Source organism: Wolbachia endosymbiont (group A) of Philonthus cognatus, assembly GCF_947251755.1.
In the GTDB taxonomy this organism is placed as follows: domain Bacteria; phylum Pseudomonadota; class Alphaproteobacteria; order Rickettsiales; family Anaplasmataceae; genus Wolbachia; species Wolbachia pipientis.
Genome location: NZ_OX366388.1, coordinates 1,751,128 through 1,776,651, shown reverse-complemented (window position 1 = coordinate 1,776,651; position 25,524 = coordinate 1,751,128). Strand labels below are relative to the sequence as shown.

The window sequence follows — 25,524 nt, the reverse complement described above, 5'->3', positions numbered from 1 at the left end:
GTTGATTGAGTAAAAACCAGTGAATGGTCACGTTAAAACATATTTTTAAATTTCTGCCAAAATCCTGGTTTATTATCATTAACCTTTGTAAATGTTATATTTAAACTGTATTTCGGATCATTTGGCACGTCGTATTTTATGCTAAATGTTGAAACTTTATCGTTATTGTAAATATGTACATCATCATATGATAGCTTTGTTGTGTAACACTTTACATACTTTTGCTTATCATGCACTAAATCACCTGACTCCCTTTCTAGTTCCACAAATTTCGTTTTTTTCTGACATTCCTTCATTTTTATTAAATCCTTATCTAGTGATATTGAAACTGGCAACGTATTTCCAGCATATTCTTTAGCTAAAAGTTCACTTTGAGGATACATTTTTATTTCCCTGCCAAAATGTGAGTCTATGAAATTATTACTCCAAAATTTATCGCCAGAATGCACGTACTCATCAGTAGCATACGGCACCCCACCATAATTGCATTGAACTTTGTAATCTCCAACACCGTTGTTTTGAAAAAAATCATGAATAGCAGTGTAGCTACCGGCAGCATCATTTATATAATCCATTACTTTATTCCTTAAATTTTTAGTTCATTATATCATAATCATTATGCCAATCAATCAAAAAAGCTCTCCCTTGCTGTTTTTAAAACTGATTTTGAGCAAGCGCTCTCGATTAGTTGGGAGCGTATTTGTAAGATTGTGACATTCGTGCCTCCCAGTTTTTCACATACTGCTGAATCAATTTAGGATAATCTGTAATAATTAATAAATTTTCAGCATTTCCTTTTTTAGCTGTCTTACTAAGGTTAAATGACCCTGTGATGACTTTTTGATTGTCAACAATCATTATCTTATTATGAGCAATCTTTGGCTTATCATCGATCCAAATTGGTACTCCACCTGAAAATAATTCATTTATAACACTATATTTTGAGTAGAGTTGCGATTTATCTAAGATGACTTTAACATCAACACCGCGTTCTTTAGCATTAATCAAAGATTTTGCAACTGTTCCAAGAGTAAATGTATATTCTTGAACTAATACCAATTCTCATTGTTGTCCAGTCAAATAGGAAACATTGCAGAGTTGTTTAGTTGTGGAGCTGGCAAGAGAAGTAATAAATTTGCACAAAGCACCCTCAAGTAGAGCAATTGTATCGTATATTTTATTGCGCAAAATGTTCTGTTTTATATATAACCAAAGCCTCTCAACAGGATTTAGCTCAGGTGAGTATGGAGGTAGGTATATAATGTCGATATTTTTAGGTACCTTTAAATTTTTTGACCTATGCCAACTAGCACAGTCCATAACGAGAAAAGCCTCTCGTGTTTCTAGATATTGCGAAATTTGCTCAAGAAATATGTTCATGCAATCAGTGTTGACATTTGGTGCAAATAAGCTAGAACTCTCTCCATTTCTAGGATTAACTGCACTATAGAGATAGAAATTTTGCCTACCTAATTTTGTTTTAACCTGTGTTCTAATCCCCTTTTTAAACCACCCATGTCCAACTTTTGAATGTGTGCCAAACCGTGATTCATCAAAGAAAAATAGCTCTTTTTCTGGATACTTGCTAATAGCTCCATTGAGATTTTTTTTTGAATTCCTCTTGTTTGCTTTTATCTTGTCCATTATGAACTGGTCTTGGTGTAATATATGAGAATTTCATCTTTTGCATATGGCGGTGTACTGTAGATTTGCTGATATTTAATCCGAACTTTTCCTGGATTCTTATTCTCATTTCTTTAATGGTGATATTAGGATTTTCTTCTATCCACTCTTCAATTTGCTGTAGTTGAGCCTGATTTAATTTAGTTTTTCTACGACGTTGTGAAGGAGCAAACAGTTTTTCTTCTCTGCCAATTTTCAAGAGTTTTACCCACGAAGTTAGTGCGCTTCTTGAAATGCAATATATTTTTGCTACAGCCGTTATACTGTACTTTTTTGCTGCAATTACAGCATTTAGTTTTTTTGAAACATATGCATTATTCCTTACTTTCTTCAGCATTTCTTTTGCTGATTCTACTACTTTTTCATCCAATAATTTTGATCTTAATGCCATTTAAACCTCGCTATTTTACTTACTTCAGTATGGCTTTTCTTCCATCATTGTCCATCTGTTTGCCCTGTAATGGGAATTGGTATAAGAGGTTGTCCGGAAACAGGTAAAAGGCTATGATATTTGAAATTTTAGTATGGGGTAAAGATGAGAAAAAAGTATCCAACAGATCTAAGTGAAAGGGAATGGGCACAAATAGAGAAGTACTTCAGAGTATCATACAAAAAAGGAGGAAGACCGCCAAAATATAGTAAAAGAAAAATGTTAGAGGGAATTTTCTATGTATTGCGTACAGGGTGCCAATGGCGGATTTACCAAATGATTTTCCGCTATGGAAGACTGTATATGAGCAGTTTAGGCAATGGAAGAAACAGAGGATTTTTGAGAAAATGAACTATGATATCACTAAATATAGTAGGTCAAAAATGGGAAGAAATGAAGAGCCGAGCGCATGCATAGTGGACAGTCAGTCGGTAAAAACCACGGAAAAAGGGGGGTCAAAGGTTATGATGGTGCGAAAAAGGTAAAGGGGAGAAAAAGACATATAATTACAGATACTCAGGGTTTTATACTAAGTTGTTACGTAGGAGCTGCTAATGAAAATGATAGAGATGGTATTAAAATAGCATTAAACAATATGAGAACAAAATATACTAAAGTAAAAAAAATGTGGGCTGATATGGGGTACCAAGGAAAAGATTTAAAAACCCATATAGAGGAAGAATATGGCATAGATATTGAAATTGTGAAAAGGCCTCCATGTAGGTTTTGGGTGCATAAAGATACACCACTAGAACTATTGCCACAACGGGATCCTGGATTTTTAGTACAGCCGAGAAGGTGGGTGGTAGAAAGGACTTTTGCTTGGATCAATAGGAATAGAAGACTATCAAAAGAGTACGATTTACTTACAACATCTACTGAAAGTTTCATATATCTGGCTATGAGTAGGGTTATGTTACGGAGGGAATATGCCTAAGTTTACTAGTTTCCGGACAACCTCTAAGAGGTTGTCCGGAAACAAGTAAAAGGCTATAATATCTGAAATTTTAGTACGGGGTAAAGATGAGAAAAAAGTATCCAACAGATCTAAGCGAAAGGGAATGGGCAAGAATAGAAAAACACTTCAGAGTATCATACAAGAAAGGAGGAAGGCCGCCAAAGTATAGCAAAAGAGAAATATTAGAAGCAATTTTCTATGTATTGCGTACAGGGTGTCAATGGCGGTATTTACCAAATGATTTTCCGCTATGGAAGACTGTGTATGAGCAGTTCAGGCAATGGAAGAAGCAGGGAATTTTTGAGAAAATGAATTATGAAATTACAAAATATAGTAGAAGAAAAATAGGAAGGAATGAGCAGCCGAGTGCCTGTATAGTAGATAGTCAATCTGTAAAGACTACAGAAAAGGGGGGATCAAAGGCTATGATGGAAGTAAAAAAGTAAAGGGTAGAAAAAGGCATATAATTACAGACACTCAGGGTTTTATACTAGGTTGTTACGTAGGCGCTGCTAACGAAAATGATAGAGATGGTATTAAAATAGCATTAAACAATATGAGAACAAAATATACTAAAGTTAAAAAAATGTGGGCTGACATGGGATACCAAGGAAGAAATTTAAAGAATCACATAAAGGAAGAATATGACATAGATATTGAAATTGTTACAAGGCCTCCATGTAGATTTTGGGTGCACAAAGATACGCCACCTGAGCTACTACCAACAAGAGAACAAGGGTTTAAAGTACAGCCAAGAAGATGGGTTGTAGAAAGGACTTTTGCTTGGGTTAATAGGAATAGAAGGCTATCGAAGGAGTATGATTTACTCACAACATCCACTGAGAATTTCATATACCTAGCTATGAGTAGGGTTATGTTAAAGAGGGAATATGCTTGAATTTACTAGTTTCCGGACAACCTCTAATATGGAAGATATCGAAATTGCTATAGACAGTACAGGAATTAGTATATACAACAACACTCCTGGTCACAGCAAGGAAAATAGCACTGACAGAAAATATCGTGGCTATGAGCAAACGAGAAAATTGCACGTAATGTTGAATATAAACAACAAAAAAGCCATAGCTGTAAAATACAGTAACGGTGTCTACTCTGATCACTATGGAGCTTGTGATTTGCTAAAAGAAGTTGATTTTCAGCATGCCATAAAAGCACTATATGCAGATAGAGCATGTGATCATACGCGTCAAGTTAAGAGATTGTGAGCAAATTTAGAGAGGTTAAAGTGGATACTCTAGCCCTTCTACGTTTGTCTTTTAATGAAAATCGCGACCAAGTTATAGTGAGTTTTTTAAGAAATGCTTTTAAACTATTAATCTTGGTTAATACTAAAAATAACTCTCTAACCCGCCTTTTTAGCTCAATAAATGCCTTTGTTAAGCTAAGTTCTGTATTCTTTTTCACTTCTGTGCAACCAACTATGCCGTAAAATATAAGAATTGCGCACAATTTAGCATATAGTTCACATAATACTCTGCATGGCTTTCCTTTTAGCTTATCAAGCCTGATATGACTTTTATACAATTTAAATAATTTGCCACCTTACTCTGTAATACTTGCTCAGCACTAATTTTATTTTCTGGAACATTAGTTATACCAATTCAACAATTTTTGATTTCTTTTAGAGGATCCTGCGATCTTGCTAATCTATTAGCTTTCCTTCTTCTGGCTATAGACTGTTCTTCAGTTAGTTTCTGACATATAATTCTTACTCTAATTTTTGCTTCTTTTCCTAACAATACCTCGTTTTCTAAAAATAACTTATCCTCTAAACATTCTAATAACTCCATTTTTTGATTTGTTTCTACATCATATACGTTGGTATCGACGACTTATGAAATAAGCTCCTATTTCATTGATTTGTTTAAAAGAACTTGGCACAAAATAACCGAGATCAGATATTAGCAAATCATTGCTTGATATATTACTTAAATGTTTCCTATATCCCTGGTCTGATCTTATTCCCTCCGTTAAATTAAGTTGGTCTATTATCTGATTCATGTAATCGAAAACTAATTGTAACTTTATTCCAGACTTAGTATTGCTTTCATAGCCACTGTAGCTAGTACCATAACCTTTATACATCTCTTCCATACTGTTAGGTAGAGTAATATAGCTACTGTCCAATAATTTAACACTATTAAATTGCTGTAAGATTTTGCAATCAACTTGCAAGATATTTTTAAAGAGAACCACAGATTCATTATACATCCTTTTCATAAATTCCACTGCTTCTTCAGTAAATCTAAAATCCAAACCTTGTTTTGTTATATCTATCGAGTCCTCGTTTAGTAATTGACACATTGTTTCTACGCTACAATTATCAACTCCTATATTACCCAAGACCATGGCTTTTACGAATGATGAACCTTTTAGCTTTCTCTTTCTTTTTATAAACCTTGTTGTAATTGAGATTTTCTCTGCTTTTTCATTAAAAAATTCTTTGAGCTTTTTTGATAAGCAAGTTATTTTATTCATTGGTTCTCTCACTAAAAGTATATCTGGGAGAACTTATACCTTATTATTCTATCTCTTTCATACCTTTATTTCCTTAACTTGACGCGTATGGAGCATGTGATAGGCACAAGTTTTATAAGTTGTGTAACAAATATGATATAAAGACAAAAATTCCACCAATAAACAATGCGGCAGAACATCCAGAAATAGATTATATGTCTGACAGGAATGCTGCTATTAGGTTAATAAAATTATACGGTGAAGATGGCATGAAAGAATGGAAAAAAGAAGTAAATTATGGGAAAAGATCTTATATTGAAGGGTTTTTCTCAAGATTAAAGCAAATATTCGGATTTAGTTTTAGGAATAAATCTGAGATAAATCGAGAAAAAGAACTAAATGCTATTTGCTTAATAAATTCACTGATATTGGTATGGCTAAATTTGAGATAGTTACATGAATTTACCATAAATCACCATCTCATAAAGTGTGATGCAACAAAGCCATCCCAGTGTCAAGCACTGGGATGACACCCTTTTGGATAGAAACCAGTGTCAGGTACTCGGATGACACCATTTACAACCACTCTCCTACCCTTTCTAGCTGTTTATAGCTGTTAAATCTCAAGAATTTATCAAAATATGGAGAGGCAATAAAGGGTGTGGAATCACTTAAATAGTTAGATAAAAAACCAGGCAGATCATTTTTTAATTCTTGCATTTTGTATCTATAATTTTGTATAGAAATAACTTTTATTTTATCATAATCAAGTTTCCAATAAGCAAGTTCTGAGACTTCTCTTTTTGTTATATGTTCTACCGCTAAGGCTTGTAAAATTAATTGCGGAAAAAACCCCGACATCACTTCTTCATTGGAAGGTGGTGTACCAAGCTTATAGTCTATAATTGCTACTTGCCCACTTGGTAGATACTCAACTCTATCACATCTTGCTGTCAGTAAGATTTCTTGTGGGATCAGATCTCTATTCGTCATCCAAGCAGTTTCATACTGATCACAAGAACCAGTGTCACGCGCTGGAATATGAAATATCGGACAGGAAAAGCTCTTTTCCAACTCAACATAATTGCTTCGAGTTTCATCAAATTCAACAAAAGATTGAATTATCTTTTGTAGTCTTACCCACCACATATTTGAAAAATTAAACTGACTAGTCGAGAATGCTTCTCGTGCAATGCTCATTGGAGATTTTTTGTTGCGTAAATATCTTGCAAGAATGTTGTGTACCATAGTGCCAAATTCCAATATCGATGGCTTAAAATTCAAGTCTCTTAATTGTTTAAGGCCCAGTATATACTCAACGTAAAATGAATAAGGATTACGAATTAGCTTTTCTATTGCACTGCAAGACATCACCTGCATTTTTTCTTTTCTAACTTCGGTTTGAGGTTTTGGCATAGGCTGAGTACATGGAACAGTACATTCAGGCGTATTTAATATCCTTAGCCAATCACGATAAGGATATTTTGACCCCTGCAACAGAATTTCCAAACGCTGCAATAGCATTGGTTTTCTATGGCTTAGCGATCTTGTAATATAAACCTTACTTGCACAAAACAAATTGTGTAAAGTATAAAAAAAATACCCCTGCTCTTCTTGCGCAGAAGGAAGATTAAATTTTTCTCTCGTAAGTGCATTCAAAAGCGGACTTTGAAAGCTTGGCGCTTCATTAAATCCAGCAAGTATCACAACTTTGTTGTGATATAAGCTGAATTTATTCAAGTCACTTGCTACAGAGAAAAACTCTTTCTCTAAAAATAAGGTCAGAATTTGGCTATATAACTCTAAGGAGCATTTAATTTCTACACCCTCACATGCATTTGAAAAATTACAGGTAAAATTACCTATTTCACTATTTAGCTCTGAAAAATTTATACCAGATAATATATTAATACACTGCAAATGAGTTGCTACCACATCAAAAATAGAGCAATTTATAGAACGAAGTAAAGGATTAAATATAACCTCTAACTTACTGATAATAAGTAATATATCTTCTTTGTATTTTAGCTTTTTATGGGCATTGATAGCATTTATAATATCGCTCAGGCCATTTGTACTAAAGTTGCGTAATATCTCTATTTCAAATTCAGATAAAATCCGAGTGTACTCTTCTTGAGTGTAACCAAAAGTCACTAGCCTATGTTTAAGGAGCGAAAGTAATGACACACTGCTCCAATTTGAGGTCAAAACTTCGATACTATAAAGCAGAAGCGTTATATAAGGGTAATTTTCCGGTATGGCACTGTGTTGCCTTGATAAACATGCTATACGAGCTGCAAGTAATTTATCAAAGACGACCAAAGAAATGTTTTCATAACCTTCATTTTCTATAATTAATGATGTCACTTGTGCTTCTTCCTCTCTGGAATCACAAGTGATGACTTCAATATTGCCAACATGTCCACTACTAACTTTGCTTAGATCGGCAGTTGTATCAAAGACGTAATCTAGATATTCCTCAGGACTTCCTGTTATCCCAGCCCTTTCTTCTGTCATCCAAGTAGCTGACACTGGGATGGCTTTGTTGCATCGCTCAAGTGAAAAGAACTGGCAGTTACTGACAAAATTCATTATAAATAGCGATTTAACTGTTGAAGAAAAAATATGCCACAAAAAATGAGGGTCAGTAACCATAGCGAATATAACAAATTTCTAGAAAAAAGAGGAAATATTTTTCATTATATCAACGAAGCCATAGAAAAGTGGTACGAGAATGGTCCAAAAATACCAGGTGGCAACAATATTTATAGCGATAAAGTTGTAATTTTGGTGCACATAATAACTTGTTTATTTAGAATAGGCCTGAGGCAAACAGTTGGGTTTATAGCAGGATACCTTGAGCAAATTGGGAAAAATTTGCAAGTTATCAGCTATTCACAATCATCAAGAAGGTTTAAGAAACTCAATATTAAGATCAATGATTGCAGAATTGATAAAAATAATATGGAAGATATCGAAATTGCTATAGACAGTACAGGAATTAGTATATACAACAACACTCCTGGTCATAGCAAAGAAAATAGCGAAGATAGAAAGTATCGCAGCTATGAACAGACAAGAAAATTGCATGTAATGTTGAATACAAACAGCAAAAAAGCCATAGCTGTAAAATACAGTAACGGTGTCTACTCTGATCACTATGGAGCTTGTGATTTGCTAAAAGAAGTCGATTTTCAGTATGTCATAAAAGTACTATATGCAGATAGGGCATATGACAGAGAAAAGCTCTATAAGCTGTGTAATCAATATGGTATAAAAACGAAAATTCCTCCGAAAAACAACGCAGCAGAGCATCCAAAGTTAGACTATATGGCTGAGAGAAATTCTGCAGTCAAGCTCATAAAGTCATATGATGAAGATGGTATAAAGAAGTGGAAAAAAGAGATGAGTTATGGAAAAAGATCTTATATAGAAGGTTTTTTCTCGCGATTAAAAAAGACATTTGGGTTTAGTTTTAGGAGCAAATCTGAAATTAATCGTGAGAAGGAACTGCTACTCAAGTGTTATTTGCTTAACAAATTTACTGAAATAGGCATGGCTAAGTTTGAGATAGCTTCATGAATTTATTGTACGTTACCTACTATCCGAAGAGCGATGCAACAAAGCCCACTGGGATCCAGTTTTCATTATACAGCCACCTGGTGCGCTCATTTAAAGTTAAGTTTTCTGGATCCCAGTGTCTGGGCACTGGGATGACACCAGAACACGCTTCTGGCAGAAAACTAACATCCCTTCTATCCACTTTTAAATAATCGAGTAGATCTTTCAGGCAATATTGATAGTGTTTTTTATCAAGCAATTTCCAGTCTTTCTCTTTAATTTTCAAATTCAGGTTAGGCAAAATTATTTTTCCAAATGGCAGATCATATATAGCCTTAATTAACGACTTATCCTTTCCAATTCCAACAAAGATTATATGTTGGTCTTTTTGTAAAGAGGTTATCATATTGTTTATGTAATCACTCTTATGTTTTAATATATCTACTACTTCTAAATCTTTTAAAGTTTTACTCCAAGTCTCAGTGAGTAAGCTTATGAAATTCTCTATTTTTTTTGAATGTTCATCAAATTGATAACAATCCGTTGTTTGGGTAGATTGAATTTTATCAAGCAATGATGGCAGGCTATAAGCTAAATCAATTGGGAAATTATCATTATTTTTTCTATTCCATTCCAATATGAATTGAATGAGTAGCAGCGTCCTTTTTATTGGACTTATAACTTTAACTCTATCAAGATTTAATATTAAATCTTCCTCATCAATGTTCTCTAGCGAAACTATCTCTGGCAAAATTATGCATTTTTCAGCGTTATAATTCTTGAATGCACTCAGCAGCGCTATCACATCCCTCTTGCAAGGAAGTATGACCTTTATCTCGGGAATTTTTTCTCTTTCATATTCAGAAAATATGTGCTGAACCAGCACATCAAAAAGGGATTCATCCACATTAACAGTAAAAACTCTTCCCACTAACAGTAACAATTAATACAATACTTTTATTGTATAGAAATTATTTAAAATATAAATGTGCTCGCAGTTTCTTATGCTATGATATATTAAAGTCTTTCACAATATTACATGGCAAACATCAGAATAGAAGTTTTAAATAAATGTGAACAATTTGGCCGCAGAAGGGTAGTTAATGTTTACTTGATTTACATAAGCAAAGAATTACCATCAAAATTACATGAAGAAATTTGTGGGCTATTTTATAATAAAGTCATACAAGACTGCCGTTATTATTCCTACAATGAAAACCTTGAAGAAGTTCAATATAACTTCATAGAACCACAAGCAAAGTGGGGCTTGGAGATAAGCTTTTTACCTGGCATGACTGACAATGTAGGCAACACAGCGAAACAAATTGTTAGAGAATATTTAATAAACAAGGACTACATTGATGAAAATGTTTGTATAAAAGCAAGAAGTTCAAAATTGATTCTAAGTCAAGCAACTGAAGATGATATAAAACAAGAATTTAATCCTATCACTGAGTATTGCATTCTTGTTTATAAAGAAAACGGCAATTGCTATTGGAGGCATTACGGTAAATTAAAAGGTGTCATCCCAGTGCCCAGACACTGGGATCCAGAAAATTTCAAGCAATTGTATAATGAAAACTGGATTCCAGTGTCAAGCACTGGAATGACAGAAGGTAGGGTTGGGATGACAGAGGATAGTACTAAGTCCGTTGACCTCAATGTAAGTGACCAAGAGCTTGAAAAGATCAGCAGAGATGGAATCGATGGTAATGGCACTTTAGGGCTCTCTCTGGCAGCAATGAAAGCTATAAAGGATTACTTTAAAAAACTTAATAGAAATCCATATGATATTGAACTTGAGTCCCTAGCACAAACTTGGTCTGAACATTGTAAGCACAATATCTTTTGCTCTCCCATTGATGAAATAAAAGATGGCCTATACGCACATTATATCAAGCGTGCAACGCGTGAGATAAATTCTGACATATGTGTGTCAGTTTTCTCTGACAACGCAGGAGGAATAATTTTTGATGACGATTACTTGATTGTAGATAAAGTTGAAACTCACAATAGCCCTTCAGCTCTTGATCCATTTGGTGGAGCAATGACTGGAGTGCTTGGAGTAAATCGTGATATAGTTGGTTTCGGTAAAGGCGCAGAGCCTATAATGAATACCTATTACTTTTGCTTTGCCAAAGAAGCAAAAGGCAAGTTTTATAGGGATAAAGAGCGCACTGATGAGATCTTACCGCCAAAATATATAATGAAAGAAGTGATTCACGGTGTTAATGTTGCTGGTAATTGCTCTGGTATTCCAACACAACTTGGATCGGTATATTTTGACGATAGATTTTGTGGAAAGCCGTTAGTCTTTGTTGGCAGTGTCGGAATTATTCCACGCAACATAAATAACGCACCTTCACACATCAAAGGGCCTAAAAACGGCGATAAAATCGTAATTATTGGCGGAAGAGTTGGAAGGGACGGAATTCACGGTGCAACGTTTTCCTCAGAGGCTTTGTCGGGAAACAGCCCTTCAACAATTGTGCAAATTGGTGACCCTATAACACAAAAAAAATTATCCAACGCCGCCTTGGAAGCAAGAGATCTTGATCTTTATAATGCAATAACGGATAATGGAGCAGGCGGTCTATCATCATCTATTGGTGAAATGGGAAAAGACGGATTTGAAGTTGATTTGAGCAAGGTTCTCCTTAAAAACGATGGTATGGCTCCGTGGGAAATATGGATATCAGAATCACAAGAGAGAATGACCTTAGCAGTGCCAGAAGAAAATCTCCCTATGTTTAAGCAAATCATGAAAAAACATGATGTGGAGGTTTGTGTGATTGGAGAGTTCAATGAGAGTGGTAAAGCTGTTGTTAAATGTCCTAAAGGGAAAGTAATAATGGATATCGGAACTGAATTTCTGCATGATGGTAATCCTAAAGTGCATTTACAGACAAAGCCGTGGTCTAAGGAGTCTGCTGTATCCTTTCCTGTCATCCCAGTGCTTGACACTGGGATCCAGCAGGTAAAGCCTGCAAACATTTTACGCCAAAACTCATCTAATGGTGGAATTGAATGTGAAATGGATTCCAGTGTCAGCTACTTGCATGACACCCTTTGCGTGTCAGCTACTTGCATGACATCAAGCCAAGAAACTGAACTAAAAGAAATGCTGAGCAGACCAAACATTTGCAGCAAAGAGTTCATAGTGGTGCAATATGATCATGAGGTTCAAGGATCGTCAGTGTTAAAACCACTGCAAGGCAAGGGAAGAATGTGCAGCGAAGCTATTGTCTCAAGGCCTGTTCTTTCTTCAAATAAAGGTGTTGTAAAATCGCAAGGATTTGGCTCAAGTTATGGAGAAATTGACACCTACCACATGGCAGCATGTGCAATTGACACCGCGATACGCAACTATGTAGCCGCAGGAGGAAATATAAATCATCTAGCGTTGCTCGACAATTTTTGCTGGTGTGATGCTTATAATCCAGAAAGGCTATGGCAGCTAAAGAGAGCTGCAGAGGCTTGTTACGACTTTGCAACTGCATTTAAAACACCATTCATATCCGGAAAAGACAGTATGTTCAATGACTTCAAGGGATATGATGAAAATGGCGAGAAAGTGATAATCTCCGCACCACCTTCATTACTCATCTCAGCAATTGGAATTATAGAAAATATTGAAAATGCGGTATCGCTTGATGTGAAAATGCCGGGAGACTTGATATATGTACTTGGAGAAACACTTGATGAACTTGGTAGATCTGAATATCAGTTATATAGTGGAATAGGTAATAACAACGTACCAAAAGTTGATGCAAAGAGCGCTAGGAAGTTGTATGAGCGTTACAACCAGGCAATAAAAGATGGCATAATTGCCTCTGCAATTGCACCAAACTTAGGCGGATTAGTTATTGCTCTGGCAAAATCGCTAATTGCAGGAGACCTTGGTGCTGAAATCGATCTTTCACTAGTGCCAATAGGAAAAATACAAAATACAGACATAATAAACAAGATAATAATGTTTTCTGAATCGCAAAGTAGAATTTTGGTTACTATTGCACCACAAAATCAGAAGAGGTTTGAAGAATTGTTTGAAGGTGCAGTTTATTCATGTATTGGCAAAGTAACAGAGAAAAAGGTGCTAAACATAAAGGATGTTTTAAAAGTAGATCTGAAAGATGTGGCATGCTAATATAAAATATTTTTCTTATTATGCTAAATAACTCTTTTACTATATGTAATGTTTATTTAGAATGAATGTATGTTATTAATTTTGGGTAGGTAATTATGTCTATTTTATCGATACTCCTGTTTATCAGTCTTTCTTTACTCAACACTTCAAATAAATTGATGATATGTGCTGCCTTATTTGTGGGAGCTGCTTTAGTTGTAAATTCAATGGTTGAATTTTATGGCAGAAGCAAAGCTACGTACAACTTAATAGTGTGTACAGCGCTATGTTGTGTTTTTAAATGGCAAAGTTTTAATTTGATGATATTGATTTCATATACTGCAATTTTAGTATCTCTTCTCTCAAGCATAATTATTTTTGAAAAATTGAAGTCCAAGTTGAATTTTCATATGGCAAATTTCATTACTTTAATTATAGCATCAGTGGTTGATAGTGCCGTTGTATGTGTTGGATTACTATACAAATTTTCTGCAGGTAAATGCTTATCAATATACATTAGAGATTTAATTTTTAAGTTTTCTTATGTGTCAGTATTGAGCATCTGCTTGTTTGTAGGAATGTATTTATTTTGCTTGGCGAACAAGAAGTATTTTAAGATTTCCACATAACCTGTTTTCTGATATAGCTAAACTGACTTTGGGTCCTGGGGGTGTATTTGGTGGTCCTAATACGTAACAACAGTTTAGAATTTATAGGTAGCCTAAACTCACAACTGTACAAACACTATGATTTGAGCCTATCAGGGGGGTGTCATTCCAGTCTGGAATCCAGAAAAAAGAATGGTGTCATCCCAGTGCTTGACACATAGCTGTACGAACATTCATTTTTGAAGGTAAATTGCACAGCAAATGGTGTCATTCCAGTCTGGAATCCAGAAATTTTGCTTATAACTGAGCTGATGAGCTAAAGGTAGTTGTCTTACGCTAAAACAAACGTTTTTAATTAAGTTGCATAGAACCAGTGTCTGGGCACTGGCCCACTGGTGGGAATTGCTCCTAAACTACAACGTTCGTACAGCTATGTGCTTGACACTGGGATGACATCATCAGGGCACTGGCCTACTTAACCGTCATACCGTCGCGGTATCTCAGCCGCTAACAAGTAGCGGAATGACGATTTATCAAACGCTGCCTAATTTTCCGTAACAGTTGAAAAAATCAATAGAAAATCAATATATCACTATAAATTCACGTATTTTGAGGCTATAATGGTTAATACGCTATATGGTATAATATGGACGATTTTATCAGAGTTAAGGGCGCAAGGGAACATAATCTGCAAGGTGTAGACGTCAATATACCGAAAAATAAGCTAGTTGTTATAACTGGGCTAAGTGGTTCTGGCAAGTCTAGCCTTGCATTTGATACGATTTATGCAGAAGGCCAACGCCGGTACGTTGAAAGCCTGTCAGCTTACGCGCGTCAATTTCTCAACATTCAGGATAAACCAGATGTTGAGTCGATTACAGGTCTCTCTCCTGCAATATCTATCAACCAGAAATCGATCTCAAAAAATCCAAGGTCAACAGTTGGAACTGTTACCGAAATTTACGATTACTTGCGCTTAGTATATGCACGAATAGGAGTTCCTTATTCACCTGCAACTGGATTACCAATAACAAAACAAACGGTGTCTCAAATTGTAGACACTATAATTGCGTTACCTTTAGAAACTAAGATATATATACTTGCCCCTGTTGTGCGTGGTAGAAAGGGAGAACATCTTAAAGAGATATTGGAAATTAAAAGACAAGGTTACGTAAGGTTCAAAATAGATGGTGAAGTGTACAATGTAGATGACTTGCCTAAACTCGATAAGAACAAGAAACACGACGTTTTTGTGGTTGCAGATAGAATATCAATATTGGGCGATATAGGAAATCGACTGCCAAGTAGTATAGAATCCGCACTAAAACTTGGTAATGGTCTAATGTATGTAGAAATAGTAAACCTACCTGACAACCATAATTCCGAGTATAAAAATGGTCAAATTCTAACTTTTTCAGAGAATTTTGCATGCCCCGAGTCTGGTTTCACTCTTGAGGAAATAGAACCAAGATTATTTTCTTTTAACAGCCCTTACGGTGCATGTGGTTCGTGTAATGGGCTTGGTAAAAAACTAAGTGTTGATATAAAGCTAATAGTACCGGATGAAACTCTTTCAATATCTGAGGGTGCTTTAAAGCCAGTGGGATCAATGTTCCGTCAAGTGCACACAGGTTATGGATTTCTAAAAAGTGCAATTCTATCACTGGCTGAAAACTACAAATTTAACCTTGATATTCCGTGGAAGAACATAGATCAAGAAGTAAAAGATATGATACTCTTTGGCTCTAATAAATTTCAAGGTTTGATCAGTATCTTGGAGAACCAGATGGATTATGATGAAACACTTGTTGAGCGATATTGCTCTGTCACTCACTGCAGAGAATGTACTGGCTATAGATTGAAAAAAGAAGCGCTTACAGTGAAAATTGATAGCAAACATATAGGTGAAATATCAAGGCTCAGCATCGATGAATCCCTTAAATGGTTTGAAAATTTGCCAGACAAGCTCACAGAACAACAGAAGCAAATCTCAAGTAAAATATTAAATGAAATAATCAAGAGGCTAGCATTTTTAAAGAATGTAGGGTTGAATTACCTAACGCTTGATCGAGAATCTAGCACTCTCTCTGGTGGCGAGAGTCAGAGGATCAGGCTTGCTTCACAAATTGGCTCTGGTTTAACAGGAGTGCTGTACGTGCTTGATGAACCCTCGATAGGCCTTCATCAATGCGATAATGATCGGTTAATTGCTACACTGAAAAACTTGAGAGACATGGGTAACACTGTAATCGTTGTTGAGCATGATGAAGATACAATAATGGCTGCTGATTATGCGATTGATATTGGTCCTGGAGCTGGCGTAAATGGTGGAAAAGTTGTTGCAGAAGGAACACCAGACCAGGTGCAAAGAAATTCAGGGAGCATAACAGGGCAATATTTAAGTGGAGAGAAAAAAATTTTAATTCCAAGAAGAAGAAAGCAAGCAACTCAGTTCATAAAAGTAATAAATGCATGTGAAAATAACTTAAAAAATGTGAACGTTAAATTTCCTATAGGGAATCTTATTTGTGTTACTGGAATATCAGGAGGGGGAAAATCAAGTTTAGTCATAGAAACGTTATATAAATATTCAGCACATAAGATACATCATTCGTCTGCACGGTATGGCCAATGCGATAAGATAGAAGGCCTTGAATATATAGATAAAGTTATAGAAGTTGATCAGTCGCCAATTGGTAGAACTCCTGCGTCAAATCCAGCAACATATGTCGGTATGTTTACTCATATAAGAAATTGGTTTGCAGGTCTTTCGGAGTCAAAAGCAAGGGGGTATAATATAGGCCGGTTTTCATTTAATACCAGAGGGGGAAGGTGTGAGGCTTGTAAAGGTGATGGGCACTTAAAGATAGAGATGCATTTTCTACCGGACGTTTACGTGAAGTGTGAGCAGTGTAAAGGACGAAGGTATAATCGGGAAACATTGGAAGTTACTTATAAAGAAAAATCAATCTCTGATGTGCTTGATATGACGATAGATCAAGCTTGTGATTTTTTTGAAAACCTTCCAATGGTAAAAGAAAAGTTGGTTTCTTTGCAGGAAGTGGGGCTTGGCTATATAAAACTCGGACAGTCGTCAACAACGTTGTCTGGGGGTGAAGCACAACGAATAAAGCTGTCCAAAGAGCTATCAAAACGATTTACCGGAAGAACATTGTATATTCTTGATGAGCCAACAACTGGATTACACTTTGAAGATATAAATAACTTACTAAAAATACTCCATAGATTAGTCGATCTGGGAAACACTGTTATAGTTATCGAGCACAATTTGCACGTTATAAAAACTGCAGATTATATAATAGACATCGGACCAGAGGGCGGAATAAAAGGCGGAGAAGTGATTGCTACTGGAACTCCAGGAGAAGTGGCAAAAATTCCAGAAAGTGTTACAGGCAGGTATCTTAAAACGTATTTATTATAAACTATTTCTTAATTATATTAGGCTAGGTTGCATATTTATGATTTGGAGATAAGAATGTCAGTATATCGATACTTTAGAAGGTACGTTGAATATGGAGTTGTACCTGCTAAGAAAGCAGAAGATAACACACTAGTTCCAGAAAATAGTTTCTATAAATCTGTACGTTACGTTGATAATGTGCTAGGACCTGTGAAAGATGTAATTTGTGGAGTTGAGAGTAAAGACAATTATAACAAGTATTATCAAGATAATGATAAACGTGGGTCACAGGGCAGAGAAAGTGTATTCATTGTGTGCACTTGGTGCTATTTTAGCAGCCAACATAATATTGCAACCTTTATGTTTGATACTATAACTAAAGTGACTTAGGTTTACCGACGATTTGATAAACGACAAATTCGTCATCCCGCTGCTTGTTAGCGGGATCTAGAGATACCGCGGCGGTATGACGTAGGAAAACCTGACTTGCACTAGCTACAGCACTCAGCAGTGGCTCAGTTTGAACTATATTGAAATGAAATAAAAAGTGAAAGAGTGTAAGCTTAAGTTACTTTAGCTATACTATATAAATTATTTTATAATATATTTAATGAGTTGTGAACCTTCTCTTACTAAAAAAAGCTACAAATCTCATATTTCCAAGCGTATGCGTAAGTTGCGAATGTATCATTGATGAAAATCTTAATCTGTGTAGTGAATGCAACAAAAAAATCAATTTTCTAACTAAGCATTACTGCAATGTTTGTGGCGTAGTAATCTCAGACAATATTTATACGTGTGGTAAGTGCATCATCAATCCTCCACCGTTTAAAGTATTAAGATCAGTTTTTGCTTATGATCAACATAGTAGAAACATGAGAGGTTGTCCGGAAACAAGTAAAAGGCTATAATATCTGAAATTTTAGTACGGGGTAAAGATGAGAAAAAAGTATCCAACAGATCTAAGCGAAAGGGAATGGGCAAGAATAGAAAAACACTTCAGAGTATCATACAAGAAAGGAGGAAGGCCGCCAAAGTATAGCAAAAGAGAAATATTAGAAGCAATTTTCTATGTATTGCGTACAGGGTGTCAATGGCGGTATTTACCAAATGATTTTCCGCTATGGAAGACTGTGTATGAGCAGTTCAGGCAATGGAAGAAGCAGGGAATTTTTGAGAAAATGAATTATGAAATTACAAAATATAGTAGAAGAAAAATAGGAAGGAATGAGCAGCCGAGTGCCTGTATAGTAGATAGTCAATCTGTAAAGACTACAGAAAAGGGGGGATCAAAGGCTATGATGGAAGTAAAAAAGTAAAGGGTAGAAAAAGGCATATAATTACAGACACTCAGGGTTTTATACTAGGTTGTTACGTAGGCGCTGCTAACGAAAATGATAGAGATGGTATTAAAATAGCATTAAACAATATGAGAACAAAATATACTAAAGTTAAAAAAATGTGGGCTGACATGGGATACCAAGGAAGAAATTTAAAGAATCACATAAAGGAAGAATATGACATAGATATTGAAATTGTTACAAGGCCTCCATGTAGATTTTGGGTGCACAAAGATACGCCACCTGAGCTACTACCAACAAGAGAACAAGGGTTTAAAGTACAGCCAAGAAGATGGGTTGTAGAAAGGACTTTTGCTTGGGTTAATAGGAATAGAAGGCTATCGAAGGAGTATGATTTACTCACAACATCCACTGAGAATTTCATATACCTAGCTATGAGTAGGGTTATGTTAAAGAGGGAATATGCTTGAATTTACTAGTTTCCGGACAACCTCTGATTATAAATTTCAAATTTTTTGATAATTTGAATTACGTAAAAATCTATGCAAAGTGGATACACCAAGCTAATCAGGATACATTTCAGAACGCAGAGGTCATAATTCCTATACCGTTACATAAAATGCGCTTGTTTAAACGTAAATATAATCAAGCAGCGTTGCTTGCAAAAGAGTTGAGTAAGTTGTCCAATTTATCCTATACGCCATTTGCAATAAAACGCCTTCGCCATACTGTGCCTCAAGCTGGTCTTTCACTTAAACAGCGTGAAAAAAACTTAAAGAAGGCTTTTAAAACAAGCAACAAGAAAATTATCAAAAATAAAATCGTGATATTAGTTGATGATGTGGTAACAACCGGAGCAACTGTAAGATCTTGCTCTCAGGAAATTTTAAACTCCGGTGCAAAAGAAGTGAGAGTGCTATCACTTGCAAGAACGGTAAATGATTGTGAAACTATTACGTAAAAATCTTGACTTGTTTTTGTTTTATCTATAAAATAACTTATAGCAAATAGTTGTTGGAGAGCTTATGAGTATAAAAGAGCAAGAAATTGATGCCATATTCCAAGAAATAGAGCAAGAATCAAAAGAAAGTGACATAATTGAAGAAATTAAGCAAAAGCTGCTCGTATGTAACCAAGATACATACAATCAGTGGAAAAGACTTAATTTTCACATAGATCATTTATTTGAAATACGGCAAGAGATTACCCATGCTTCTAGGTATTATACTACTGCGTTAAATATTGCTGCTCATAAAGGCTTAGTAAAAACAGTAAGACGTCTACTGGAGAAAGGTGCAGAGGTTAGTACACGCGATGGTGGTAGACACACTGCTCTGCATTGTGCCGCTAACAGCGGTAATACGGAAATAATAGAATTACTACTGGAGCAAGGAGCATATATTCACTCATGTTCTAAACTTGGCTCAACACCGCTGCATTTTGCTGCTACTAATAATCATATAAATGCAGTGAGGTGCCTGTTAAATAAAGGAGCTAGTCCTTTAGCACTAGATAATAATAATTCCATTCCCAGTATGTTTGCTACAGACAAAGAGGTGATTGCTGTCTTGGAGAAAGCAGAAGAAGAGAAGCCTAAGGAAAATGCTGCAAAGGAGGCAGAGGAAAAAAAACATCAGGAAGAGGCTGCTGCTTTAAAGAAAGCAGAAGAAGAAAAACATAAGAGAGAAATGGAATGTAAGAAAAAAAGGCAAGCAAAAATGATTGCTGTAGGTGGTATTGCAACTGCATTGATAGTGGCGGGTATTGGATACATTGTTGAATTACCTATACTAGTAACTATTGGTATATCTGTATCCATTGCATTAGTATCTGTTTGCATTGCGTACGTAATGTCAAAACCTAACACTAAAATGGAAGAAACAGAGAGTTTTGTGCAGAAAGTTGGCCAGAATATATAGGTCAAGATGCAACTTTATTTTTAATAACCTCAACATCGCTAAATTCAAAAGTTTGGTTGCCTATAATTTGAAATTTCTCATTTCCCTTTCCTGCAACTAGCAGAATCATACCCTCGTTATAGGCAATATCTACGCCTTTCTCTATAGCTTCTCTCCTACCTCCTATCTCCAGTGCATCAGGGCAATGTAGCAAAATATCGTGGCGAATTTTTGCCGGATCTTCATCACGCGAATTATCATCTGTAATTATTACTTTATCTGCATACATTTGTGCTATTTTGCCCATTTCTGAACGTTTCGTCTGATCGCGATTTCCACCGCATCCAAAAACTAGAATTATTTTTTTGTTGATATGCCATTTTAAAGACAATAGGGCTTGTTTAAGCGCACTTGGAGTATGAGCGTAATCCACGAATGCAAAAGGTTTCACTTTTTCCATTCTTCCTGGTGGAGAAACGAGTTTTTCTACGCATATTTCTCTGTAATTTAATCCAGATATACCAATTGCACATAGCAGATTATATGCTTGAAATTTTCCTAAAACTGGGAAAAATGTATTGTAAATTTGGTTATCAATTTTTACTGTAAGATGTTGACCATTAGGGGTTGATGTTTGCTCTAATAAAGTAATATCAGAGCCTTTTTTTCCATAAGTCACAACTTTATTACTGCGTTTTTCAGCTATTTTAAGCAATGCGCCATATTCATCTATATCCGCATTTAAAATCGCTGTTTTTCCTTCTGGTAATACTTCGTAAAATAACCTTTTTTTAGTTTCTAAATATCCACCAAGACTTTTATGGTAATCTAAATGATCTTGCGAGAAATTAGTAAAAGCTGCAGCACTCAACTTTAATCCATGGATTCTGTATTGATCAATCCCATGACTTGATGATTCCAACACTAAGTGTTCTACACTTATACCACGCAATGTTGCGTAAAGGTCTTCTGCACCTGGAGTGGTAAGGCTGTTGCTATTACCTTTTCTGCCATTATTGATGCATGTTCCAAGTGTTCCAATAGACGCAGCATTATAGCCAGAGTTTTGCCAGATCTGGCGGCAAAATTCTACTACTGAAGTTTTACCATTTGTACCAGTTACAGCAGCAACATATTTGGGCTGTTTGAATTGATAAAACCTGCTGACTATTTCGCTGTATATTTCTTGAGGGTTTAGGTGTTCAAGCACTGCAAAACCCGGAGTATTTGTCATGCAAGTAGCTGACACTGGAATCCAGTTTTTATTATACAATTGCTTAGTGTGTTCATTTACAATTAAATTTTCTGGATCCAAGTAGTCAAGCACTGGGATGACATCTTTCTTGGCCCCTTGTATCACAACGTCTACACAGTTGTGTACGTAACACTGTGATTCAGTAGGAAGGATATGGATTCCAGTATCGCATGTTGCGTATTCTTTACTCCTTTCTGACACACAAACAAAAAGATAACCTTCCTTGACTCTCTTGGGATTACATGTAACGCCCTTGATTTCAATATCAAAGTTAACATCAATAATGTTATGCAGTAATTCTCTCAGTTTCATCTGCCAGCTTTGATATTCAAACATGGCAGTCTTGCTAGTGCAGCATTTAAATCAGAGATCAAATCCTCAGAATCTTCTAGTCCACAAAATATCCGCATGAAACTTCCACCATAATCTGAATTCATTACAGATCTTGACATAGATCTACGATCTATTGGTAATATCAAACTGTCACACCCTCCCCAAGAAGCACCAATACTAAAAATTTTCATATGATCAACCATGCAGCTTAGTTCTTCACATGAATATTCTCTATCCAGTATTATACTAAATACGCTACTTGCTCCTTTGAAGTAACTTTTCCATAATTCGTGTTGAGGATGGGAGGGAAGTGCTGGATACAAAACTTTTTTGATTTTTGAATGTTTTTCTAGCCACTTTGCCACTTCCATTGCTGTATTTTGGTGCCTTGCCATACGTGCATGCAGTGTTCTTAGTCCCCTATGTGCAAGGTAGCAGTCGTGCGATTGAATGGTTACTCCATAATTTTTATAGCTCTCATAAAGCAATTTAAAAGTTTCACCTTCAGCAACCATAGCTCCCATCACTAAATCTGAGTGACCGGCTAGATACTTTGTCACCGCATATAGTGCAACATCAACTCCATAATCAAGCGGCTTAAATAACAAAGGAGTGGCCCATGAATTGTCACAAACGGTTACAATTCCACGTTCTTTAGCAACTTTTACTATATGCTCTATATTCGAAATCTCAAACGTTACAGAACCAGGAGTCTCGATCATTATCAATGAAGTATTACTCTGAATTAAATCAGTTATATCCTGTGTTGGATCATAAAAAGTTACTTCTGTTCCTCTTTTTGGTAGCTCATTTTCTGCAAACCTCCTAAGCCTATAATAACTATTATCTTGAATTAAAACGTGCGAGCCTGCTTTAGCGAAAGTTAGAATAGCAAAAGTAAGTGCAAATAGTCCGGAAGGATAAATAAGCGCTTGTCCACTCCCTTCAATTTCAGCCAGTGCATTTGAAAGATAATGAACAGTAGGAGTACCAACATTACTGTAGCTATAATCCCTTGCAACACCATCGTTGATTACATCGTATATACTTTCTCCATTTGCTGCATTTAAGTAGTCCTTGTAAGTAGGGAATAATATGGTAGAAGAATGATAAACTGGCGGGTTCATGGAACCTTTATAGTCATTAAATTTTCTTCCTGCTTTAACTAATATAGACTCTTCCTTCACATTTTTATTATTTATTTTTTAAATTGTACTCATCTTGCGTATACAAGTGAAGAGAAATTGCATGTATTAGCTCTATCTCACCCTTCAATAACTCATAAATCAACTTGTGTCTTTTTAGAACGCTCATTCCAATAAAGCCGTCAGATATTAATATTAATTTAATGTGCGAAGGTAATGTTGAAGATGAAGCAAAATAATGATCAGCATGCTTTGCTGATTCATCGATAATGTTGATATCAATTACATCTATCGAATCGCGTATCTTTTCTTCTATTGTTTTAATAATATCCATAATGGTTTCTTTAAGCAACAATATGCTCTTCTTGTCATCCCAGTATCAGCTACTTGGATGACAATCGCAATTACTTATTCTCTTCTTTATTATCTATGTCTTGATAATCAGAATCTACTACTTTTTCCTCTTTATCATTTGGATTTCCTTCTGATGAAAAGCCATTTTCAGCACTATTTTGTTGAGATGCTTGATACATAGCTTCTCCAAGTTTCATAGATAATTGAGAAAGATTAGTGACTTTCTGCTGTATTGAATCAGCGTCATCAATGTTATCAGATTTACTAACTTCTTTTAATTCGTTAACTGCATTTTCAATAGCAGATCTATCTTCTGGTGAAACTTTATCACCATACTCTGTCAGAGACTTTTCTGTAGAATGGACTAAGCTATCCGCTTGATTCTTCACTTCAATAAACTTTTTGCGCTTTTCATCTTCTTGCGCTTTTTCTTCAGCTTCTTTTACCATGCGATTTATTTCATCATCAGATAAACCACCTGAAGATTGAATGCGTATTTTTTGCTCTTTTCCAGTAGCTTTATCTTTTGCAGAAACGTGTGCTATTCCATTTGCATCTATATCAAATGTCACTTCAATTTGTGGCCTTCCGCGCGGAGCAGGAGGTATCCCTTCCAAACTAAACTGACCGAGTAGCTTATTATCAACTGCCAGTTTTCTTTCACCCTGATGCACCTTAATTGTAACAGCTGTTTGGTTATCTTCTGCAGTTGAAAACACCTGAGATTTTTTAGTAGGAATTGTAGTATTACGCTCAATAAGTGGAGTGAATACTCCTCCTAGAGTTTCAATACCAAGAGAAAGTGGGGTCACATCAAGTAGTAACACATCTCTTACATCACCTTGAATGATCCCCGCCTGTATTGCAGCTCCAATTGCTACAACTTCATCAGGGTTAACTCCTCTATGTGGATCTTTGCCAAAGAATTCTTTAACTTTCTCTATGACTTTTGGCATACGAGTCATGCCACCAACAAGAACCACTTCGCCAATTTGACTAGCAGATAAACCAGCATCCTCAAGAGCTTTTTTACAAGGAGCCATAGTTCTTTCGATTAAATCATTCACTAAGCTTTCAAGTTTTGCTCTCGTTAATTTCATATTTAAGTGTTTTGGACCACTTGCATCAGCTGTAATAAACGGTAGATTTATTTCCGTTTCCATTGCACTTGATAATTCAATTTTCGCTTTTTCAGCAGCTTCTTTGATTCTTTGCATAGCCATTGGATCATTTTTCAAATCAATGCCATTACTTTTCTTGAATTCATCTAGTAAATAACTCACTACTCCATTATCAAAGTCTTCACCTCCAAGATGGGTATCACCGTTTGTTGCTTTCACTTCGAAAACTCCATCACCTATTTCAAGTATTGAAACGTCAAATGTACCACCACCAAGGTCATATACTACTATTGTGTGCCCATGTTTCTTATCAAGACCATAAGCAAGTGCTGCAGCAGTCGGTTCATTTACTATTCTGAGTACATTTAATCCGGCAATTTTTCCTGCATCTTTTGTTGCTTGACGTTGAGAGTCGTTGAAGTATGCTGGCACTGTTATCACAGCATCTTTTACTTCCTCTCCAAGATAAGCTTCTGCTGCCTCTTTCATGTTTTGTAGTATAAATGCACCAATTTGACTAGGAGAATATTCTTTATTATCAGTTGTTTTAACCCATGCATCACCACTTTTTGCTGCAAATACTTTGTATGGTACACTTAGATTTTTCATCTCAGGATCACTATATTGACGGCCTATTAATCTCTTAGTAGCAAAAAAGGTATTACTTGCATTGGTGGTTGCTTGCCTTTTTGCTGGAGCACCAATCAACCTTTCTCCTGAAGAAGTAAATGCAACTATAGATGGAGTAGTTCTTGCTCCTTCTTTATTCTCTATTACCTTTGTATCTTTGCCCTGCATTATTGCAACACAAGAATTTGTTGTTCCGAGATCTATGCCTATTGCTCTTCCCAT

13 protein-coding genes and 10 pseudogenes are annotated in these 25,524 nt (G+C 35.7%); 13 read left to right on the top strand and 10 right to left on the bottom strand.

Annotation, left to right across the window (positions count from 1 at the left end):
• Nucleotides 1-32: 32 nt before the first annotated feature.
• The 3 genes and pseudogenes from OPR21_RS08300 to OPR21_RS08290 form a co-directional block, all read right to left on the bottom strand.
• Complete coding sequence (locus tag OPR21_RS08300; protein ID WP_006279913.1) at nucleotides 33-575, bottom strand: hypothetical protein; 543 nt, start codon at nucleotides 573-575, stop codon at nucleotides 33-35.
• A gap of 109 nt (nucleotides 576-684) precedes the next feature.
• A pseudogene (locus tag OPR21_RS08295) lies at nucleotides 685-1,062 on the bottom strand (phospholipase D family nuclease); the annotation flags it as partial.
• A protein-coding gene (locus OPR21_RS08290) for an IS630 family transposase (protein WP_265029945.1) occupies nucleotides 1,063-2,074 on the bottom strand; the annotation gives its coding sequence in 2 pieces (ribosomal slippage) (nucleotides 1,063-1,611 and nucleotides 1,613-2,074; 1,011 coding nt in all).
• Nucleotides 2,075-2,218: 144 nt separating this feature from the next.
• On the opposite strand from OPR21_RS08290, the pseudogene OPR21_RS08285 reads away from it, so the two are divergent.
• The 3 genes and pseudogenes from OPR21_RS08285 to OPR21_RS08275 form a co-directional block, all read left to right on the top strand.
• Nucleotides 2,219-3,050: pseudogene (locus OPR21_RS08285) on the top strand (IS5 family transposase).
• 86 nt (nucleotides 3,051-3,136) lie between these two features.
• Nucleotides 3,137-3,969, top strand: a protein-coding gene (locus OPR21_RS08280; RefSeq protein WP_236514306.1) for an IS5-like element ISWpi1 family transposase whose coding sequence is annotated in 2 segments (ribosomal slippage) — nucleotides 3,137-3,506 and nucleotides 3,506-3,969 — 834 coding nt in all. Because the reading frame shifts where the segments join, the coding sequence is not laid out codon by codon here.
• Nucleotides 3,970-3,991: 22 nt separating this feature from the next.
• Nucleotides 3,992-4,288 (top strand): annotated as a pseudogene (locus OPR21_RS08275) (transposase); the annotation flags it as partial.
• Here OPR21_RS08275 and OPR21_RS08270 read toward each other — a convergent pair.
• Nucleotides 4,284-5,570 (bottom strand): annotated as a pseudogene (locus tag OPR21_RS08270) (IS4 family transposase). The pseudogenes OPR21_RS08275 and OPR21_RS08270 overlap by 5 nt on opposite strands.
• A gap of 80 nt (nucleotides 5,571-5,650) precedes the next feature.
• Here OPR21_RS08270 and OPR21_RS08265 point away from each other — a divergent pair.
• Nucleotides 5,651-6,009 (top strand): annotated as a pseudogene (locus tag OPR21_RS08265) (IS5 family transposase); the annotation flags it as partial.
• Between the two features lie 116 nt (nucleotides 6,010-6,125).
• Here the strand turns inward: OPR21_RS08265 and OPR21_RS08260 are convergent.
• Nucleotides 6,126-8,027, bottom strand: a pseudogene (locus OPR21_RS08260) (PD-(D/E)XK nuclease family protein); the annotation flags it as partial.
• A 147-nt stretch (nucleotides 8,028-8,174) separates the two neighbouring features.
• Here OPR21_RS08260 and OPR21_RS08255 point away from each other — a divergent pair.
• Complete coding sequence (locus OPR21_RS08255; protein WP_265029893.1) at nucleotides 8,175-9,131, top strand: IS5 family transposase; 957 nt, start codon at nucleotides 8,175-8,177, stop codon at nucleotides 9,129-9,131.
• 145 nt (nucleotides 9,132-9,276) lie between these two features.
• Here OPR21_RS08255 and OPR21_RS08250 read toward each other — a convergent pair.
• A pseudogene (locus OPR21_RS08250) lies at nucleotides 9,277-10,041 on the bottom strand (recombinase RecB); the annotation flags it as partial.
• 108 nt (nucleotides 10,042-10,149) lie between these two features.
• Here OPR21_RS08250 and OPR21_RS08700 point away from each other — a divergent pair.
• The 8 genes and pseudogenes from OPR21_RS08700 (at nucleotide 10,150) to OPR21_RS08210 (ending at nucleotide 20,485) form a co-directional block, all read left to right on the top strand.
• Nucleotides 10,150-13,257 carry an AIR synthase-related protein gene (locus tag OPR21_RS08700; protein ID WP_236514424.1) on the top strand — a complete coding sequence of 1,036 codons (3,108 nt, stop codon included), beginning with the start codon at nucleotides 10,150-10,152 and terminating at the stop codon, nucleotides 13,255-13,257.
• A gap of 658 nt (nucleotides 13,258-13,915) precedes the next feature.
• Entirely contained in the window at nucleotides 13,916-14,065 is a 150-nt protein-coding gene (locus tag OPR21_RS08240; protein WP_186809131.1) for a hypothetical protein, read from the top strand.
• A gap of 425 nt (nucleotides 14,066-14,490) precedes the next feature.
• Nucleotides 14,491-17,286: an excinuclease ABC subunit UvrA gene (uvrA, locus tag OPR21_RS08235; RefSeq protein ID WP_006279734.1), complete on the top strand. Its 2,796-nt coding sequence runs from the start codon at nucleotides 14,491-14,493 to the stop codon at nucleotides 17,284-17,286.
• A gap of 54 nt (nucleotides 17,287-17,340) precedes the next feature.
• Entirely contained in the window at nucleotides 17,341-17,655 is a 315-nt protein-coding gene (locus tag OPR21_RS08230; RefSeq protein ID WP_010082388.1) for a hypothetical protein, read from the top strand.
• Between the two features lie 227 nt (nucleotides 17,656-17,882).
• Nucleotides 17,883-18,143 (top strand): annotated as a pseudogene (locus tag OPR21_RS08225) (double zinc ribbon domain-containing protein); the annotation flags it as partial.
• A 60-nt stretch (nucleotides 18,144-18,203) separates the two neighbouring features.
• Nucleotides 18,204-19,036 (top strand): IS5-like element ISWpi1 family transposase gene (locus OPR21_RS08220; RefSeq protein ID WP_236514306.1). Its coding sequence is split into 2 segments (ribosomal slippage): nucleotides 18,204-18,573 and nucleotides 18,573-19,036, totalling 834 coding nucleotides; the frame shifts between segments, so codons are not numbered across the junction.
• Nucleotides 19,037-19,059: 23 nt separating this feature from the next.
• Nucleotides 19,060-19,527: pseudogene (locus OPR21_RS08215) on the top strand (ComF family protein); the annotation flags it as partial.
• 64 nt (nucleotides 19,528-19,591) lie between these two features.
• Nucleotides 19,592-20,485, top strand: coding sequence for an ankyrin repeat domain-containing protein (locus tag OPR21_RS08210; protein ID WP_265029942.1), 894 nt, complete (start codon nucleotides 19,592-19,594; stop codon nucleotides 20,483-20,485).
• A 1-nt stretch (nucleotide 20,486) separates the two neighbouring features.
• On the opposite strand, the gene murE is transcribed toward OPR21_RS08210, so the two are convergent.
• The 4 genes and pseudogenes from murE to dnaK all read right to left on the bottom strand — a co-directional run bounded on the left by murE (nucleotide 20,487) and on the right by dnaK (nucleotide 25,524).
• The gene (gene murE / locus OPR21_RS08205) at nucleotides 20,487-22,031 is read right to left on the bottom strand and encodes a UDP-N-acetylmuramoyl-L-alanyl-D-glutamate--2,6-diaminopimelate ligase (protein WP_236515210.1); all 1,545 of its coding nucleotides are present in this window, start codon (nucleotides 22,029-22,031) and stop codon (nucleotides 20,487-20,489) included.
• A pseudogene (metC, locus tag OPR21_RS08200) lies at nucleotides 22,006-23,239 on the bottom strand (cystathionine beta-lyase). Before metC ends, murE begins: the two are co-directional and overlap by 26 nt.
• A 7-nt stretch (nucleotides 23,240-23,246) precedes the next feature.
• A complete protein-coding gene (locus OPR21_RS08195; RefSeq protein ID WP_077188332.1) occupies nucleotides 23,247-23,531 on the bottom strand; it encodes a BolA family protein in 285 nt (94 codons plus the stop codon).
• A 70-nt stretch (nucleotides 23,532-23,601) separates the two neighbouring features.
• Complete coding sequence (dnaK, locus tag OPR21_RS08190; RefSeq protein ID WP_077188333.1) at nucleotides 23,602-25,524, bottom strand: molecular chaperone DnaK; 1,923 nt, start codon at nucleotides 25,522-25,524, stop codon at nucleotides 23,602-23,604.

Excerpts from the sequence above, each read along its gene's own strand:
- OPR21_RS08300 (WP_006279913.1), bottom strand. The coding sequence starts at position 575 with ATGGATTATATAAATGATGCTGCCGGTAGCTACACTGCTATTCATGAT.
- OPR21_RS08255 (WP_265029893.1), top strand. The coding sequence starts at position 8,175 with ATGCCACAAAAAATGAGGGTCAGTAACCATAGCGAATATAACAAATTT.
- OPR21_RS08700 (WP_236514424.1), top strand. The coding sequence starts at position 10,150 with ATGGCAAACATCAGAATAGAAGTTTTAAATAAATGTGAACAATTTGGC.
- uvrA (WP_006279734.1), top strand. The coding sequence starts at position 14,491 with ATGGACGATTTTATCAGAGTTAAGGGCGCAAGGGAACATAATCTGCAA.
- OPR21_RS08230 (WP_010082388.1), top strand. The coding sequence starts at position 17,341 with ATGTCAGTATATCGATACTTTAGAAGGTACGTTGAATATGGAGTTGTA.
- OPR21_RS08210 (WP_265029942.1), top strand. The coding sequence starts at position 19,592 with ATGAGTATAAAAGAGCAAGAAATTGATGCCATATTCCAAGAAATAGAG.
- murE (WP_236515210.1), bottom strand. The coding sequence starts at position 22,031 with ATGAAACTGAGAGAATTACTGCATAACATTATTGATGTTAACTTTGAT.
- OPR21_RS08195 (WP_077188332.1), bottom strand. The coding sequence starts at position 23,531 with ATGGATATTATTAAAACAATAGAAGAAAAGATACGCGATTCGATAGAT.
- dnaK (WP_077188333.1), bottom strand. The coding sequence starts at position 25,524 with ATGGGAAGAGCAATAGGCATAGATCTCGGAACAACAAATTCTTGTGTT.